Annotated in this window: 15 protein-coding genes and 2 pseudogenes; 1 reads left to right on the top strand and 16 read right to left on the bottom strand. The window is 65.2% G+C overall.

The features are described 5' to 3' along the window. Both D9X30_RS14275 and D9X30_RS14270 read right to left on the bottom strand, forming a co-directional pair. Nucleotides 1-268: pseudogene (locus D9X30_RS14275) on the bottom strand (IS3 family transposase); the annotation flags it as partial. A 31-nt stretch (nt 269-299) separates the two neighbouring features. Then, a pseudogene (locus D9X30_RS14270) lies at nt 300-1,016 on the bottom strand (YceH family protein); the annotation flags it as partial. Nucleotides 1,017-1,320: 304 nt separating this feature from the next. Between D9X30_RS14270 and D9X30_RS14265 the strand changes: the two are divergent. Then, nucleotides 1,321-2,271, top strand: coding sequence for an ABC transporter substrate-binding protein (locus D9X30_RS14265; protein WP_153949790.1), 951 nt, complete (start codon nt 1,321-1,323; stop codon nt 2,269-2,271). Here the strand turns inward: D9X30_RS14265 and D9X30_RS14260 are convergent. The 14 genes from D9X30_RS14260 to D9X30_RS14195 all read right to left on the bottom strand — a co-directional run bounded on the left by D9X30_RS14260 (nt 2,261) and on the right by D9X30_RS14195 (nt 16,252). Further along, nucleotides 2,261-3,619 carry a M20/M25/M40 family metallo-hydrolase gene (locus D9X30_RS14260; RefSeq protein ID WP_153949791.1) on the bottom strand — a complete coding sequence of 453 codons (1,359 nt, stop codon included), beginning with the start codon at nt 3,617-3,619 and terminating at the stop codon, nt 2,261-2,263. The two genes, D9X30_RS14265 and D9X30_RS14260, sit on opposite strands and share 11 nt — an antisense overlap. 151 nt (nt 3,620-3,770) lie before the next feature. Continuing rightward, nucleotides 3,771-4,406 carry a protein phosphatase CheZ gene (gene cheZ, locus D9X30_RS14255; protein WP_029051668.1) on the bottom strand — a complete coding sequence of 212 codons (636 nt, stop codon included), beginning with the start codon at nt 4,404-4,406 and terminating at the stop codon, nt 3,771-3,773. A gap of 15 nt (nt 4,407-4,421) precedes the next feature. Then, the gene (gene cheY / locus D9X30_RS14250; RefSeq protein WP_029051667.1) at nt 4,422-4,808 is read right to left on the bottom strand and encodes a chemotaxis response regulator CheY; all 387 of its coding nucleotides are present in this window, start codon (nt 4,806-4,808) and stop codon (nt 4,422-4,424) included. A gap of 82 nt (nt 4,809-4,890) precedes the next feature. Next, entirely contained in the window at nt 4,891-5,964 is a 1,074-nt protein-coding gene (locus D9X30_RS14245; protein WP_153949792.1) for a protein-glutamate methylesterase/protein-glutamine glutaminase, read from the bottom strand. Between the two features lie 23 nt (nt 5,965-5,987). After that, entirely contained in the window at nt 5,988-6,650 is a 663-nt protein-coding gene (gene cheD, locus D9X30_RS14240) for a chemoreceptor glutamine deamidase CheD (RefSeq protein ID WP_400393362.1), read from the bottom strand. Then, nucleotides 6,647-7,558 (bottom strand): CheR family methyltransferase, encoded by a 912-nt coding sequence (locus D9X30_RS14235; RefSeq protein ID WP_153949793.1) that lies wholly within the window; start codon nt 7,556-7,558, stop codon nt 6,647-6,649. The genes cheD and D9X30_RS14235 overlap by 4 nt, the downstream gene beginning before the upstream one ends. A 66-nt stretch (nt 7,559-7,624) precedes the next feature. Beyond that, a complete protein-coding gene (locus tag D9X30_RS14230; RefSeq protein WP_029051730.1) occupies nt 7,625-8,119 on the bottom strand; it encodes a chemotaxis protein CheW in 495 nt (164 codons plus the stop codon). A gap of 21 nt (nt 8,120-8,140) precedes the next feature. Next, entirely contained in the window at nt 8,141-10,171 is a 2,031-nt protein-coding gene (cheA, locus tag D9X30_RS14225) for a chemotaxis protein CheA (protein ID WP_153949794.1), read from the bottom strand. Between the two features lie 66 nt (nt 10,172-10,237). Continuing rightward, nucleotides 10,238-11,221 (bottom strand): flagellar motor protein MotB, encoded by a 984-nt coding sequence (gene motB / locus D9X30_RS14220; protein WP_153949795.1) that lies wholly within the window; start codon nt 11,219-11,221, stop codon nt 10,238-10,240. A gap of 13 nt (nt 11,222-11,234) precedes the next feature. Further along, nucleotides 11,235-12,098: a flagellar motor stator protein MotA gene (gene motA, locus D9X30_RS14215; RefSeq protein ID WP_249640964.1), complete on the bottom strand. Its 864-nt coding sequence runs from the start codon at nt 12,096-12,098 to the stop codon at nt 11,235-11,237. 121 nt (nt 12,099-12,219) lie between these two features. Then, a complete protein-coding gene (flhC, locus tag D9X30_RS14210; RefSeq protein WP_153949796.1) occupies nt 12,220-12,825 on the bottom strand; it encodes a flagellar transcriptional regulator FlhC in 606 nt (201 codons plus the stop codon). After that, nucleotides 12,822-13,139 (bottom strand): flagellar transcriptional regulator FlhD, encoded by a 318-nt coding sequence (gene flhD, locus D9X30_RS14205; RefSeq protein ID WP_008647543.1) that lies wholly within the window; start codon nt 13,137-13,139, stop codon nt 12,822-12,824. Before flhD ends, flhC begins: the two co-directional genes overlap by 4 nt. A 396-nt stretch (nt 13,140-13,535) precedes the next feature. After that, entirely contained in the window at nt 13,536-14,288 is a 753-nt protein-coding gene (locus D9X30_RS14200) for a DUF4088 family protein (protein WP_153949797.1), read from the bottom strand. 113 nt (nt 14,289-14,401) lie between these two features. Further along, nucleotides 14,402-16,252, bottom strand: coding sequence for a methyl-accepting chemotaxis protein (locus D9X30_RS14195; protein WP_153949798.1), 1,851 nt, complete (start codon nt 16,250-16,252; stop codon nt 14,402-14,404). Nucleotides 16,253-16,307 lie beyond the last annotated feature (55 nt).

Here is a 16,307-nt window from a genome sequence, read left to right as displayed (position 1 = left end):
TGCTCGGATATCCGAGGGCTCTCCGGCTGCCAGCCAGAGAGCAGCCATGAGTGAAGTAGTGATCCACTGCCACGCGCTTTTGCTCGAGCGTGTATCTAGGTTTTGGACGGTAACGCTTTGGTAAGTCGCCGGCAGCCTCGTAGATGTCGACCCACCGCTTCAGGTTCTTACCTGACGGATAGCCCAGCTCACGAACGACAGTTGCCGTCTTTCCCCCGTACTTGAAATAGAGCCTGACCGCCCGGATCCGATCCTCGTACGAATACATGAACTACCTCCAAGTAGTCCAAGTTTTCGTCCGCACCCCCATCCAGTCTGCCGGGCTCGACTTCGATGCCGAGCTGGCCGGCCATTTCCACCACCAGCGCCTGCAGCCGTGCCACCTTGTCTTCGAGCGCGCGATGGCTGATGCGCAGGGCCTCGAATTCCGAGGGCGACGCCGTGGCTTCCACGCCGCCGCGCGACGACGTCGCGGCCGGCTCCGGCATGGCGACTTCACCACAGAGCAGGTGCATCCAGCGGCTTTCGCGCTCGCCGGGCGCGCGGGGCAGCTTCACGACAAGCGCCGGCGAGCGTTCGGCCAGCTCGTCCAGAAAGGCCTCTACCGAGGAAATGTCCGCGAAGGCATGCAGCCGTGCCGAATTCAGGCGCAGTTCGGCAGCCGTTTGCGGACCGCGCAGCATCAGCGTGGACAGCAGCGCCGCGGACTGGCTCGGCACGCCCAGCACCTTGCCCAGGTTCTGTTCGAAGCGCGGCACGCGGCTGCTGCTGCCCTCGAAGACCAGGCTCAACGACTTCAGCCCATCGATCGCGGTCAGGATCTCGGCCTCCGTCACGCTCATCACGGGCGAGCGCGCGGTCTTCTGGTTGCAGCCAGACGCCAGCGCGTTCAGCGACAGCGGGTAAGTGTCGGGCACGGTGAACTGCTTTTCCAGCAATACGGCTACCACGCGCGCCTCGAGCGGTGTGAGCGTGCGCAAGGCGGGACGCGAGGGAGTATCGGGGGTCTGGTCCATGGATGACATCGGCAGGTTGGCGGGGCCCGAGGGGCCAAGGCGCCCATTGAAGCGCAAGGGCGGCGGCGATGCAACCTTCCAGGGTCAAGCTGTGCCGGCAAGTCCTCAGTGCGGCCCGCGTGGGTTCTGACGTGCCGCAAGGCTGGCCGATCATCGCTGAATTCGCGGGCCGCCTGCCTGACACCCCCGCCTTCGCGCGGAACCCGCCGCCGCGCACAGCATAAGAAACCGCGAAATCATTCGTTGGTGCGCGACGGGGGCAGGCGTACGGTCTGGCTTTCCGCCATCCACCTCGTACGCACGCATGTCCAGCTCCCGCCGCCAGTTCCTGCACGCCGCCAGCGCCGGCGCCTTGTCTGCCCTGCTGCCCGCTGCCGCGCGGGCCCAATCCCGCCCGGTCTTGAAGGCCGGCGACCAGAAGGGCGGGCTGCGCGCGCTGCTGGAGTCGGCCGACGCGCTCAAGGGGCTGGCCTATGACATCCAGTGGACCGAATTCCCGGCTGCGGCTCCGCTGGCGGAGGCGCTCAATGCGGGCGCCGTGGACAGCGGGCCCATCGGCGATGCGCCCGCCATCTTCGCGCTGGCTGCCGGTACGCGCATCCGTCTGATTGGCGCCAACCGTTCCGACCCCTACGGCACCGCCGTACTGGTGCGGCCCGATTCGCCGCTGAAGAGCGCGGCCGACCTCAAGGGCAAGCGCATCGGCACCAATCGCGGATCGATTGGCCATTTCGTCGCGCTCAAGGCGCTGGCATCGGCCGGCCTGAAACCCGAGGATGCCGATTTCCGCTTCCTGCCGCCCGCCGACGCCAAGCTGGCCCTGACCAACGGCTCTGTCGATGCGTGGTCCACCTGGGAGCCCTATACGGCCATGGCCGAAACCAGCGGCCATGCGCGCGTGCTGGTGAGCGGGCGGGGGCTGTGGTCGGGCCTGAGCTATCTTGCGGCAACCGACGCCGCGCTGGCCAGCAAGCGGGCCGTGCTGGCCGACTTCCTGCAGCGCGTGGTGCGCGCCCAGGTCTGGTCCTATCAGCACGTGCCCGAGTACTCGGCCACGCTGGCGCGCATCATCGGCATTCCGCCCGAGGCGGCGCGGCTGCAGTTCGAGCGCCGCCGCACCCAGTGGCAGCCCATCGACGCGGATCTGGTGGCCATCCAGCAGCAGACCGCCGACTTCTACCTGAAGGCGGGGCTGCTCAAGCAGCGGCTGGACGTGGCCACCACGTTCGATCGCGGGTTCGCGCTCAGCGCGTAGCCGTCGGCCTGGCTGGCCGCTTTGCCAGCAGCGGTTCGCCGACGCCGTCCACCCCCACCAGGCCCAGCACCGTGGTCAGGCCCCATTGCGCGCCTTCATGGGCATTGGTGGGGTCGAACCATTCGTCGCGCGAATGCGATCCACCCGACTTGCCGCCGCTGCCGATGATGATGGCCGGAATGCCCAGCGCCATCGGCACGTTGGCGTCGGTGCTGCCGCCGCGCAGCGACGGCGCTTCCTTGCCGTGCGCCTTGATCACGCGCACGGCCGACTGCACGATTACCGAGTCGGTAGGCGTGATGCCGGCGGGACGGTCGCCGATCATGCGGGCCTGGTACGTGATTTCCTGTCCCTTGGCCGGCTTCCAGCGCGCATTCTCGTCCGCCACGCCCGCGGCGATGGCGTCCATGATGTGCTTCTCGGTTTCCAGCAGCGACGGCGTGCCGTTCGAGCGGATATCGATCGCCATGCGCGCGTCGCCGGCAATCGCGTTCACCGACGTACCGCCGCCGACCGTACCCACGGTGAACGTGGTCTTGGGGTCGGCCGGCGTTTGCACGTCGCCGATCTTGCCGATGGCGCGGCCCATCGCATGGATCGCGCTGGGCAGGCCGAAGGCCCCGAAGCTGTGGCCGCCCGGGCCCTTGAACGTCACTTCATAACGATGGCTGCCGGTGCCCTGCGTCAGCACGCGTTCGCCGGTGCCCGGCTCGATGCCGACCATGCCGTCGATATCGGGGTGATCGCGGAACACCGCCTTCATGCCGCGCAGGTTGCCCAGTTCCTCTTCGCCGACGTTGCCGACGAACACCAGGTCGCCCACAGTACGCACCTTGTTTTCATTGAGCACCTTCAGCCATGACAGCAGCACGGCCAGCCCGCGCGTGTCGTCGCCGATGCCCGGCGCGTACAGCTTGCCGTCACGCGACTTCACCGTGACGTCGGTGCCTTCCGGAAAGACGGTATCGAGGTGGGCGGAAATCAGCAGCCGGGGGCCGTTGCCGGTGCCCTTGCGGATGCCGATGGCATTGCCTTCGGCATCGATATGCGCATCGGTCAGGCCCAGCGCCTTGAGTCGCGACACGAAATACTCTGCGCGCGCCTTCTCCTTGAAGGGCGGCGCCGGGATCTCGGTCATGGTCTTGAGTTCCGCCAGCGCCCGCGCGTCGTCGGCGCGCACGTCCGCCATCAGCTTCTGGTAAAGCGGCGCGGCTTCGAGCCGGGCATAGGCACTGTCAACACTGGGGGAAACCTGCGGGACGGTCAGCGTCTGACCCTGGGCGATGCCGGCGAATGCGGAAACTGCGGCGGCAACGGAGACTGCAACGACGGTACGGCGAGCATGCATGGGGGCGATCCTCTGGCAGTAGGAAACCGTGGTTGCCCACGATTGTGCCAGCGAATGCGCCGCCATGTGACGAAAAACGCGCGTACGGCGCATCGTCGCGACAAGCCCGGGACGCGCCGGCGGGATGGCCGGCGCGTCCCGCTTGCCGGGCTCAGAAGCCCAGGCTGGCCAGCAGGTCGTCCACCTGCGACTGGTCCGACACTACGTCGGTCTTGCCTTCGGGGTTGATCTGCGGACCGTTCATGAGCGTGGGGGGCGCTTCAACGCGCCGCTCGGCCGGCACGTTGTCGATCAGCACCTGCAGCAGTTCCTGCTCCAGGGTGCGGATCATGTCCATCATCTTCTTGATCACCTGGCCGGTCAGGTCCTGGAAGTCCTGGGCCATCATGATTTCAAGCAGGTGGCTGCCGGTCGCCTTGGCCTTTTGCGGAACGTCGGTCAGGAATTCACGTGTGTCCAGAACCAGTGCGCGGGCGTCGCCCAGCTCCACGGGTTGCGCGAACCACTCGTCCCAACGCTTGTCCAGCGCGGTGGCCTTGCTTTCCAGATCTTCCTGCAGCGGCTGCGCCAGTTCGACGGCGGTGAGCGTGCGCTCGGCCGCCTGCTCGGTCATGGCGGCGATGTAGCTCAGGCGGTCGCGTGCATCGGGAATGGCCAGGGCGGCCTTCTCGATTTCCTTGTCGAGCCCCAGCTCCCGCATGTTGTCGCGCAGCATTCGCGTCAGGTTGCCGATGCGATGGATGATCTGCTCGGCCGATTCTTGGCTGAAAGTCGGAGTCGTCGACATGTCGCGTACCTCTTCTTATTGAGCCAGCTTCTCGAAGATCTTCGTGATCTTTTCGTCCAGCGTCGCGGCGGTGAACGGCTTGACCACATAACCATTGGCACCAGCCTGCGCGGCGGCAATGATGTTCTCCTTCTTGGCCTCGGCCGTCACCATCAGCACTGGCGTCTTGGCGATCTCGGGAATCGCACGGATCGACTGCAGCATGGTCAGGCCGTCCATGTTCGGCATGTTCCAGTCCGACACCACGAACTGGAAGCTGCCGTCCTTGACTTTTTCCAGGCCGGCGGCGCCATCTTCGGCTTCCTCGACGTTGGTGAACCCCAGCTCCTTGAGCAGGTTGCGAATGATCCGACGCATGGTCGGGAAGTCATCGACCACGAGGATCTTGATGTTCTTGTCCACTTTACGGCTCCAATACGGTTACGGATGACACGGCCATCCGGTTGTTGTTGCTAATCCGACCTCTCTCGCGCGCGATCCAGGACTACACGCGCTGCGCCCGTGCGCCAAACGTGGCCAGGTGCGCCATGACGCGCTGGCTCATCTGGTTCAGGGGCACGACTTCATGCACGCCGCCGGTGGCGATAGCCTCCTTCGGCATGCCAAACACGATGCAGGACTGTTCGTCCTGCGCCAGGTTGTACGATCCGGCCTCGCGCATGCGCAGCATGCCGCGGGCGCCGTCCTTGCCCATGCCGGTCAGGATCACGCCCGTCACGTTCTTGCCGCCGTGGATCGCGGCGGAATCGAACAGCACGTCCACCGACGGACGATGCCGGTTCACCGGCGCCTCTTGCGACAGGTGCGCCACGTAGTTGGCACCGCTGCGCGCCAGCAGCAGGTGGGAGTCACCCGGTGCGATATACGCATAGCCGGGCAGCACGCGTTCGCCGTGCTCCGCTTCCTTGACCGTGATGCGGCACAGCCCGTTCAGGCGCTGCGCGAACGACTTGGTGAAGCCGGCCGGCATGTGCTGCACGATCATGACTGCCGGTGAATCGGGCGGCAGCGGCATCAGGAATTCCTTGATGGCCTCGGTGCCGCCGGTCGATGCGCCGACGATGATCAGTTTTTCGGTCGACAGCAGCGGCGCGCGCAGCATCGGCGCGGCCGGCGCGCTGCCCGCGGGCGCCTCGGACCGGGCGCGCACGCGTGCCCGCGACGCCGCGCGCAGCTTGTCGGCGATCGTGTCGGTGTATTCGATCAGGCCCTCGCGGATACCAAGCTTGGGCTTGGTCACGAAATCGACCGCGCCCAGTTCCAGCGCGCGCATCGTGATTTCCGACCCGCGCTCGGTCAGCGAGGACACCATCAGCACCGGCATCGGGCGCAGGCGCATCAGGCGTTCCAGGAAGTCGAGCCCGTCCATCCGTGGCATTTCCACGTCCAGCGTCAGCACGTCCGGGTTCAGGCGCTTGATCATGTCACGCGCCACCAGCGGGTCGGGGGCGGTACCCACCACCTCCATGTCCGGCTGGCTGTTGATGATCTCCGTCATCAGGCTGCGAATCAGCGCGGAATCATCCACGCACAGCACCTTGATCTTCGCGGCGGTCATGTTCGTCTCTACGTCTTCAGTTTTCAGGTCGGCGACTTGGCCGATGCCTGCCGCGTAAACAAAGCCACGGCACCACGAGCGGGCGCCTTTGTGGATGTGGAAAGCGCGCGTGCCAGAGCACGCTCGTCGCGCTCCACGCCAACGGTATCGTCCGAGCGGGTCAGCCGGCGCACCAGCGCCAGACCCGTTCCGGGAAAATAGCTGACGCGTCGCGCGTGTGGCCCCCGCAGGTCCTGCGCGGCCACCCGTATCTCTTCGGTGCGCAGGTACTTCAGTACGAAATCGGCATTCCGGTCCCCAATATTGAGGGTCGTCATGTTCGCCAGTACCGCGCCGCCGCCAAATACCTTGGCTTCCAGGCGCTCGCGCCGGGCGCCCATCTTCAGCAGTTCATTGATCAGCACTTCCAGCGCGTAGCAGCCGTAGCGCATCGACGCCGAAAGCATGCGGTCAGGGCCGGCGTTCTCGTCATCGGGCAGCATGAAATGGTTCATGCCGCCCACGCCCGCCACTTCGTCACGGATGCATGCGGCCACGCACGATCCCAGCACCGTGGTCAGCACCACGTCATCGCCGGTCACGTAGTATTCGTTGGGCAGCAGCTTGATGGCCTGCTTGCCGAATTCGCGATCGAAGTACTTTCGCGTGGCAATGGCCTCTGGCATCTGGGGCGTGCCGCGCATCATGCGCCTCCGCCTTTGCCCGCCAGTTCATACACGGTCTGCCCGCGCAGCTGGAACGCGCGCGTGACATACGAGAAGTTCTCCGAGTGGCCGGCAAACAGCAGCCCGTTCGGCTTGAGCAACGGCGCAAACCGCTCCAGGATGCGGCCCTGGGTCGGCTTGTCGAAATAGATCATCACGTTGCGGCAGAAGATCGCGTCGAACTTGTCGCGAATGCCCCAGTCCGGCGCCAGCAGGTTCAGCGGCTGGAACGTGATGGTCGATGCCAGCTCCGGCTTGACCTTGACCGAGCCGGCGCGCGCGCCCGTGCCCTTCAGGAAGAAGCGCTTGAGCTGCTCTTGCTGCAGCCGGGACACCTGCTCGGTCGTATAGACGCCGGCGCGGGCCTTGGCCAGCACCTGGGTGTCGATGTCGGTGGCCAGCACGGTCCCGGCGCGGTCGCCCAGCGCCTCGGCCAGCGTGATGGCGATCGAATACGGTTCCTCGCCGCTCGACGCCGCCGCGCACCAGACGCTGTAGGGCCGGCCAGTCTTCCTGGCGTGCTCGGCCAGCAGCGGGAAGTGGTGCGCCTCACGGAAGAACGACGTGAGGTTGGTCGTCAGCGCGTTGGTGAAGTATTCCCACTCGTCGGACCGGTCGTCCGACTCGAGCAGTTCCAGGTAAGTGCCGAAGTCGCTGAGCTGCAGCGAGCGCAGCCGCCGCGCCAGACGGCTGTACACCATCTCGCGCTTGTGGCTGCCCAGCGAGATGCCGGCGCGCTTGTGGATCAGCGCGCGCACCTTCTCGAAGTCGCGCTCGGTCAGCAGGAAGTCACGCATGTCGTCGCGCAGGGGCGCCAGCACCGGCGTCGCCGCGCTGGCGGCCGCGCCTGGCTTCCCGGTGGCGCTGGAGGAAGAACGGAGCGGCGTCATGAGTGTATGTCGTCAGGGTTGCCGATGATCGGCGGTACAGGCAGTTGGGGGCGATCCGGCGCGCGCTCAGGCGAACTCGGCTTCGATCAGTTCCATCTCGGCGCTGGTCATCATGCGTTCGATGTCGATCAGGATCAGCATCCGGCCTTCCACCGAACCGAGGCCGGTCAGGTGCTCGTTGGATACCGATACGCCGAATTCCGGCGCGGCCTTGATGTCGTCGCCGGTCAGCGTGAGCACGTCCGACACGCCATCGACGACGATGCCCACTACACGCCCCGCCACGTTCAGGATGATCACCACGGTCTGGTGGTCATAACGCACGTTGGCGAGGTTGAACTTCAGGCGCAGGTCCACGATCGGTACGATCACGCCGCGCAGGTTCGTCACGCCCTTGATGAAGTCGGGTGCGTTGGCGATGCGGGTTACCGTCTCGTAGCTGCGGATTTCCTGCACTTTCAGGATGTCGATGCCATATTCCTCGGTGCCCAGCGTGAAGACCAGGTATTCCTGGCCAGAGGCTTCGCTGCCCTGGGTATCGATGTGTCCGATGCCGGCCATGTCCGTTCTCCTTGCTGTCGATTACAGTGCCGCCGCCATGTCCTGGCGGCGCACGCCGGTGCGCTGCAGCGCGGCCACGTCCACGATCAGCGCGACGCTGCCGTCGCCCAGGATCGTCGCGGCCGAAATGCACGGCACCTTGCGGTAGTTGGTTTCGAGGTTTTTCAGTACCACCTGGTGCTGGCCGATCAGCTGGTCCACCAGCAGCGCGAAACGCTTGCCTTCGGCGGCCAGGATCACGGCGATGCCCTGCGTGGGCTCCTGCACTGCATTGGCCACGTTGAAGACCTTGTGCAGCTCCAGCAGCGGCAGGTATTCGCCACGTACGTTCATCACGCGCTCGCCGTTGGCCGCGGTGTGCACGTCGTCGGCCTTCGGCTGCAGCGACTCCATCACGCAGTTCAGCGGCAGGATGAACGTCTCTTCGCCGGTGCGCACCGACATGCCGTCCAGGATGGCCAGCGTCAGCGGCAGCACGATGCGGGTGGTGGTGCCCAGGCCCTGGCGCGAGCTGATCTCGACATGCCCGCCCATTTCCTGGATGTTCCGCTTGACCACGTCCATGCCGACGCCACGGCCCGACACGTCGGTCACCACCTCGGCGGTGGAGAAGCCCGGCGCGAAGATCAGCTGCCAGACCTCGTCGTCGGGCATGCTTTCGGACACGCCCGGCAGGTTGTTCTGCAGGGCCTTGGACAGGATGCGTTCCCGGTTCAGGCCACCACCGTCGTCGCTCACTTCGATGACGATGTTGCCGCCGGCGTGCTGTGCCGACAGGATCAGCTGGCCGGTCGGCTCCTTGCCGGCCGCCACGCGCTTCTCGGGCGTTTCGATACCGTGGTCGAGGCTGTTGCGCACCAGGTGCGTCAGCGGGTCGATGATCCGTTCGATCAGGCTCTTGTCCAGTTCGGTCGCCTTGCCGAACGTGACCAGGTCGATCTGCTTGTTCAGCTTGCTGGCCAGGTCGCGCACCAGACGCGGGAAGCGCGAGAACACGTAGTCCATCGGCATCATGCGGATCGACATCACCGCTTCCTGCAGGTCGCGCGCGTTGCGCTCCAGCTGGCCCATGCCCGAGAACAGGCGGTCGAACAGCACGGGGTCGAGCGACGACGCGGTCTGTGCCAGCATCGATTGCGTGATGACCAGTTCGCCCACCAGGTTGATGATCTGGTCGACCTTCTCGGTCGGCACGCGGATCGAACCCGAATCGGGGCCATGCGCGGCGGCGGCGGCCGCAGGCTTGGCCTTTTCCTTTTCCTTGTCCCTGGCTGCCGGGGCGGCGGCCGGGGCAGCGGCCGCCGGGGCCGGTGCGGCAACGGGCGCAGGCGCCGGTGCGGGCGCGGCGGCGGCCGGTGCCTCGCCGGCTGCCACGGCTTCCACGACGATCTGCTTCTCGTCGATCACGAAGCAGCAGACCGCGATGATGTCGTCGGTGCCGCACTGGCTGTTCAGCCAGATGGTCAGGTCGCCATCGGCCTCTTCCTGGCCGGTGATCTCGCCCAGGTTGGCCAGTTCCTCGCGCAGCAGCGCCTGGTCCGCGGCCGATACCTTGATCAGGCGAACCTTCAGGTTGCCGCCGGCCGGTGCGGCGGCCGGTGCGGGGGCTGCCACGGGCGCGGGTGCGGGGGCCGGAGCGTGGGCCGCTTCGCCGCCGGCTTCCTGGGCCAGCTGCTGCAGGACGGCGCAGATGCGCTTGAACGTTTCCGGATCGGGTTCGGTGCCGTTGCGATAGGCATTGAGCTGGTCTTGCAACACGTCCTTGGTTTCCAGAAAAGTGTCGATGATGACCCGCGTGAGGGCCAGTTCCCGCCGACGCGTGCGGTCGAGCAGGTTCTCAAAGATGTGCGTGGTTTCGGTCAGGGCCGTGAAGCCGAACGTCGCGGCACCGCCCTTGATCGAATGCGCGGCACGAAAGATCGCGTTGAGCGCTTCGGCATCGGGGGACTCGATGTCCACCTCCAGCAGCAGCTGCTCCATTTCTACGAGCAGTTCCTCTGCCTCTTCGAAGAAGGTCTGGTAAAACTGCGTGATATCGATATCGACAGACATGATCGTCCTGGCTCGCTAGATTTCCTGGGAAGACACGCCACCCACCGCGGCGGCGCGCCCTCGTTCCTACTTGCCCTTGGGCGTGTTGGCAGGGCCTGCCGCGGATGCCGGGGCGGCTTCCGCCTGCGACGGCACCTGCGACTGCAGCTCTTCGGCCATGCGTCCCTTCTGGGCCTGCACCGAAACATCCGCCGCGCTGGCGTTTTCGGACTCGAACTGGGCCTGCGCGCGCTTGTTGAGCACCACAATGCTGATGCGACGGTTGGTCGGCGCCAGCGGTTCGTTCTTCTCCAGCGGCATGGTGTCGGCCAGGCCCAGCACCCGCAGCACCTTGCCTTCCTGCATGCCACCGGCGATCAGTTCCTGGCGCGACGCGTTGGCGCGGTCTGCCGACAGTTCCCAGTTGCTGTATGCGCGCTCGCCCATCATGTAGGTAGCCGAGTCGGTATGGCCCGACAGGCTGACCTTGTTCGGCATCTCGTTGAGCACCGGGCCGATTTCGCGCAGGATGGCACGCATGTACGGCTCGACGGCGGCGCTGCCGGTACGGAACATCGGCCGGTTCTGTGTATCCAGGATCTGGATGCGCAGGCCCTCGCTGGTGATGTCCAGCAACAACTGCGGGCGGAACTGGCGCAGCGTCGGGTTGTTGTCGATGATCTGTTCCAGACGGCCCTTGAGCGCGCGCAGGCGCTCGCTGTCCATCTGGTCGCGGCGGCGCTGGGCGTCGGCCGGATCGTTGGTCAGGGCCTTCATGACCTCGCCGTCCTTGGCCATCGGGTCCTTGCCGCCGCCGGGGATGACACTCTTCGACATGCTGCTCTTGTCGCCGCCGGCCACCGCCACCTTCAGCGGCGTCTTGAAGTATTCGGCCACGCCCACGAGCGTTTTCGGGGAAGACGAGCTCAGCAGCCACAGCACCAGGAACAGCGCCATCATGGCCGTCATGAAGTCGGCGTAGGCGATCTTCCAGCTGTGGTTGCCGTGCGGCTTGGCGTGCGACTTCGCCTTCTTGATGATGATCGGACGCAGGTCCTGGGCGCTGCTCATGGCTGCTCTCCCGTCAGGTCAGGCTCTTGACTTCACGCACGTGGTCGTCGAGCTCGAGGAACGACGGACGTACCGTGGAGTACAGCACCTTGCGGCCGAATTCCACCGCCACCAGCGGGGCATAGCCGTTCAGAGATGCCAGCAGCGTGACCTTGATGCACTCGTACATCTTGATGCTCTCGGACACCTGGTGCTCGACGCGCGACGCCAGCGGCGACACGAAGCCGTAGGCCAGCAGAATGCCCAGGAACGTACCGACCATGGCGTGGGCAATCAGGGCGCCCAGTTCTGCCGGCGGCAGATCGGCCGAGGCGAGTGCGTGCACCACGCCCATCACCGCGGCCACGATGCCGAAGGCGGGCAGGCCGTCGCCGACGCGCGACAGCGCATGGGCGGGAATCTCGGCTTCGTGGCGGAACGTCTCGATTTCGTGGTCCATGAGCGCCTCGATCTCGAAGGCGTTCATGTTGCCGTTGACCATCATGCGCAGGTAGTCGGTCAGGAACTCCATCATCTTGGCGTCGGCCAGGATGCGCGGGTACTGACTGAAGACGCTGCTCGATGCGGGATCGGCAATTTCCTTTTCGAGGAACAGGATGCCCTCGCGACGTGCCTTGGACAGCAGCACGTACAGCAGCGCCATCACGTCCAGGTACAGTTCCTTCTTGTACTTGGAGCCCTGGAGCAGCGAAGGCATGGCCTTCATCGTGGCCTTGATGGCCTTGCCGCTGTTGGAGCTGATGAATGCGCCGACGGCGGCACCGCCGATGATGATGAGCTCCGCCGGTTGATAAAGCGCGCCCATATGTCCGCCGGTGAGGGCGTAACCGCCCAACACCGCCCCGACTACGACGACATAGCCAATAACTACTAGCACGATCGGATCCCCGTCTGAAAAACACGCGTCAGGCACGCACTGGGCATCCGGCGCGGACGAGCGGGGTCACCACCCGCCGTTACCGGGGCCCACCTGCCACGCGGACGTCAGGCCCGGTGAGTCAGGCTGGCGTCTGCGCGGATGCGGCGTCCTTCGAGAGCTTCTTCACCTTTCCGGCGCGCGAAGGCGGGCGGCACAGGCTGCAGACGAAGTTCGCGTGCGGCTCATAGGCATGCGTCACGAACTGACCGCCGCAACAGGTGCACGAGGAAAGCTGCAGCATGTTGCTCTCGAAAAACCGTACTAACGTCCAGGCACGGGTGAAACTTAAGACGATTTCGCCACCGAGCAGCGAAACGTGCTCGAGGTACAGACGGTAAGCGGCCACTACGGCACGAATGCCCGACGTCTCGCCTTCCTGCACCATGAACTGGTAAGCGGAGAAGAACAGCGACGAATGGATATTCGGCAGCCAGGTGGTGAACCAGTCTGTCGAGAAGGGGAGCATGCCCTTGGGCGGCGATGCGCCCCGCAGCTCCTTGTAGAGGCGGATCAACCGGTCGCGCGAGAGCGTGGTCTCGGCTTCAAGCACCTGCAGGCGCGCACCCAGGCCGATCAGCTCGATGGCGAGCTGGGTCTGGTTGGCATCCTGCAGGACGCTCTTGCGGTTGGGGACGGGAGTGGCCGTGAAACTGCGGGCCGGCTGGGCCTGGAGGAGCGCGGTCAATTGAGCGACTCCACAGGTTGCCGGGCCAGCAGGATAGCAGCGTGGATCTGCTGCATATCGTGGCTCTTGGCCGTGTGTGTAAGGGTGGACAGCAACGCGTGATCGTCAAAGCGGAACCGGCACAGCACCATGTTCGATGCAGCCAGCTTGACGAGTTGCGCCGAGGTCAGCTTGGCGAGGATCTCAGCAATTTCCTTGCTGACACCAAGCCTGAACATGGCTTCCACCTGGTTTTCGCGCACCAGTCGTTGCGCAAGCAGAAGATAGGCGAGGTTAACCTCCCTGATCTCCTGGAGAACTTCACTGCTTTCCAATTTTTCCCCGCTACCAAAAAACCCCTCGACCGCTTGTCCGGCGCTTACCAGCAAGAAAACCCTGCCGGCGACCAGATCGTTTGTTGCGTGTTCGAGTGGGTACGACGTACTACGAAAGAACTTCGCCCGGTTACACCTGAACTCTGAAACGTTACAGATGTTACAGAGTGTAAGTGAAACTGTTACGTTTATATCGGCATTCCGCCCACCATGCCAATCCCTACTTACGTTGGGGATTGGGGAATGTCGTAAGGAAAAGACATGGGCCCGGAAGTTTGTAACAACAAACGTGACTGTCGTCTGATTTTCATCAAAGGTGTAACAGTTTGTGCACTGAACGGAAACGGATTTCCGACGGTGGACACGCAACGCACGAAAGGGGGTTGCTGGTTTCCACTATTGACGAACAAGCGCACCTTGGCTAAACACGCGACGCAGCCACGCCGCCAGCCGTGCAAACACGTCATCGGGTGCTTCCCGGAACAGGTGCGGACGCGCCCGCTCCACCTGCTCCAGCACGCGCGCGGCTTCCTCGGCGCTCACCGAGCCATACTCCAGCGCCAGCCCCAGCAGCGCACGCAACTCGCCCACCTTGCTGCGGCCAAGCGCCTCGCTTTGCTCGGTCTGCAGCGCGTACATGACGTCGTAAGCGCGTTGCCGCAGGCTGTCAGCAATGCGCCACGCAGGCGTGCGCATGCGCTCCTCGATCGTGCGCACGTCGACAGCAGAGGCCGATATCTGGGCCGCCAGCGCCTCGGTGAACGCGGCATCGGCGCCCGCTTCGGACAGGATGTTCGCGGCCCACTCCCTGGCATGCTCCACGCGCTGCTGCGACGTCCAGTCAGGCTGCACGGCCAGCGCGAAGCCGAAACGCTGCGCGTCGCGCATGAGCGCGGCCAATGCGTTCGGCAGTTGCTTGTCGAAGACCTTGCGGGCCCAGCCGTACTCGCCGCTGGCCAGCAGGCGCATGACGGCACGCTCTGTGAGCGGCCCATCCTGCTGGATCAGGCGCGCACGCAGGAAATCGTCGAACGCGGGCGGAACGAACTGCGGGTCGAGTCCGGTGGAAACTTTTACAAACGCATCGAAGTCTGCGCGCAGCCGCGCTGCGGCTTCGGCCGACAGGGACAGACTGATGTCGGTGTTCATGGTGTTCTGCAGACGAGTGAACGCCCCGGCGCAACAACTACAACGCTGCGCCGGGACGCTGCCGTCTTTTCAGACGACGATTATGTGGCGGTCCGAAGTTGTCCCGATGACGCTCAGAAGGCGCTCCAGTCGCCGTTGTCCGATGCCGGGCTGGCAGACGCAGCCGCCGTCAGCGCCGGACGCTTCTTCTGTGTATCGGCATCCGCGCCCGCAACTTCAGCCATAGCCGGTGCGGCAGCCGCCAGCGCGGTGCTGGTCCTGGCCGGCTTGCCCCGCTTGCCGCCCTTGGCCACGCGGTTCACCGGGGCCTTGGCGGCGGGCCTGGCCACCGAGCGCACGGCGGGGGCCGCCGGGGCGGCGAGCATCGGCACCGATGCCGCCGCTGCATCGTCGTGCGACAGGCGGAAGCCCGACACCGATTCCAGCAGGCGCGAAGCCTGGTCCTGCAGCGAACCGGCTGCTGCCGCGGCCTGCTCCACCAGCGCCGCGTTCTGCTGCGTCACTTCGTCCATCTGGGCCACGGCCTGGTTGACCTGCTCAATGCCCGAGCTCTGCTCGGCCGATGCCGCGCTGATCTCGCCCATGATGTCGGTCACACGCTTCACGGCCTGCACGATCTCGTCCATCGTCGTGCCGGCCTGGCTCACCAGCGCCGCGCCGGTATCCACCTGCGCCACCGAGTTGTCGATCAGCGTCTTGATTTCCTTGGCGGCATTGGCGCTGCGCTGCGCCAGGCTGCGCACCTCGCCGGCCACCACGGCAAAGCCGCGGCCTTGTTCGCCCGCGCGGGCGGCTTCCACGGCGGCGTTCAGCGCCAGGATGTTGGTCTGGAAGGCAATGCCCTCGATCACGCCGATGATGTCGACGATCTTGCGCGATGCATCGTTGATCTCGCCCATGGTGTCCACCACGCGGCCCACCACCTCGCCGCCGCGCACGGCCGTGTCCGACGCATTGGCCGCCAGGCCGCTGGCCTGACGGGCATTGTCCGCGTTCTGGCGCACGGTGCTGGTCAGCTGCTCCATGCTCGAAGCCGTTTCCTCCAGCGAGGCGGCCTGCTGTTCGGTGCGCTGCGACAGGTCGTTGTTGCCGGCCGCAATCTCGCGCGACGCCGTGCCGATCGACTCGGCCGACTCCTTGAAGTCGCGGACCATCGACGACAGCTGCTGCTGCATCTGCGCGATCGCGTGCAGCAGGCTGTGGTCGTCGCCACGGCGCAGTTCCACCTTGGCCGAGAAGTCGCCATCGGCGATCCGTGCGGCGATCGACGCGGCATAGCCCGGTTCGCCGCCGAGCTGGCGCGACAGCTGGCGGGCCAGGAACCAGCCCAGCAGCACCGAGATCACCACCCCGCCGAGCACCAGCAGCAGCATCAGCACGCGCGAGCTGTTGTAGACGCTGGTCGATTCTTCCATGTTCAACTTGGCACGTTCGTCGCGGCGTTTGACCATCTTGAACAGCACGTCTTCCAGCGCGCGGCTTTCCTTGAGCAGGTCGGCACTTTCCGTGAACACCGTGCTTTCGAACTGCGACGTGTCCAGCGGCTGCTTGCTGACCAGTTCCACGTACTTCGTCATGCGGTCGCGGAACGGCGGCAGCAGCGTTTCATACTGCTTGAACAGCGCCTGGCCCTCGGGCTGGCTGAACGAGCTCTTTGCAGTTTTTACCCGCGCCTCCATCGTCGCCAGCGATTTCTGGATCTCTTCCTTCTCGGTCGCGCGTTCGCCCATGGTCGATGCCGACAGCAGCGCGATCTGCGCGCGGCTGGCGTAGACCAGGTTGATGTTGCCGTCCTGCACGGCCTTCAGCGCCTGCAGGTCGGTGTTGTAGATCTTGCCGGTCCATTCCGCCATGCGCCCCATGTTGACCACGCCCAGCAGGCCGATGACGGCGCCGATCACCGATACCACCAGGAAGCCAGCTATCAGCCTGGTCGTAACGCGTAGTTGATTGAACCACTGCATAGAACTATCCCCTTCTTCTGTCAGAAATGACCGGGATGGGCAATGCCACCCGGAT

The sequence above is a fragment of the Cupriavidus sp. U2 genome, assembly GCF_009663685.2.
Lineage (GTDB): Bacteria > Pseudomonadota > Gammaproteobacteria > Burkholderiales > Burkholderiaceae > Cupriavidus > Cupriavidus necator_C.
The sequence above is the reverse complement of the archived record's forward strand: the minus strand, read 5'-3'. Positions and strand labels throughout refer to the sequence as shown.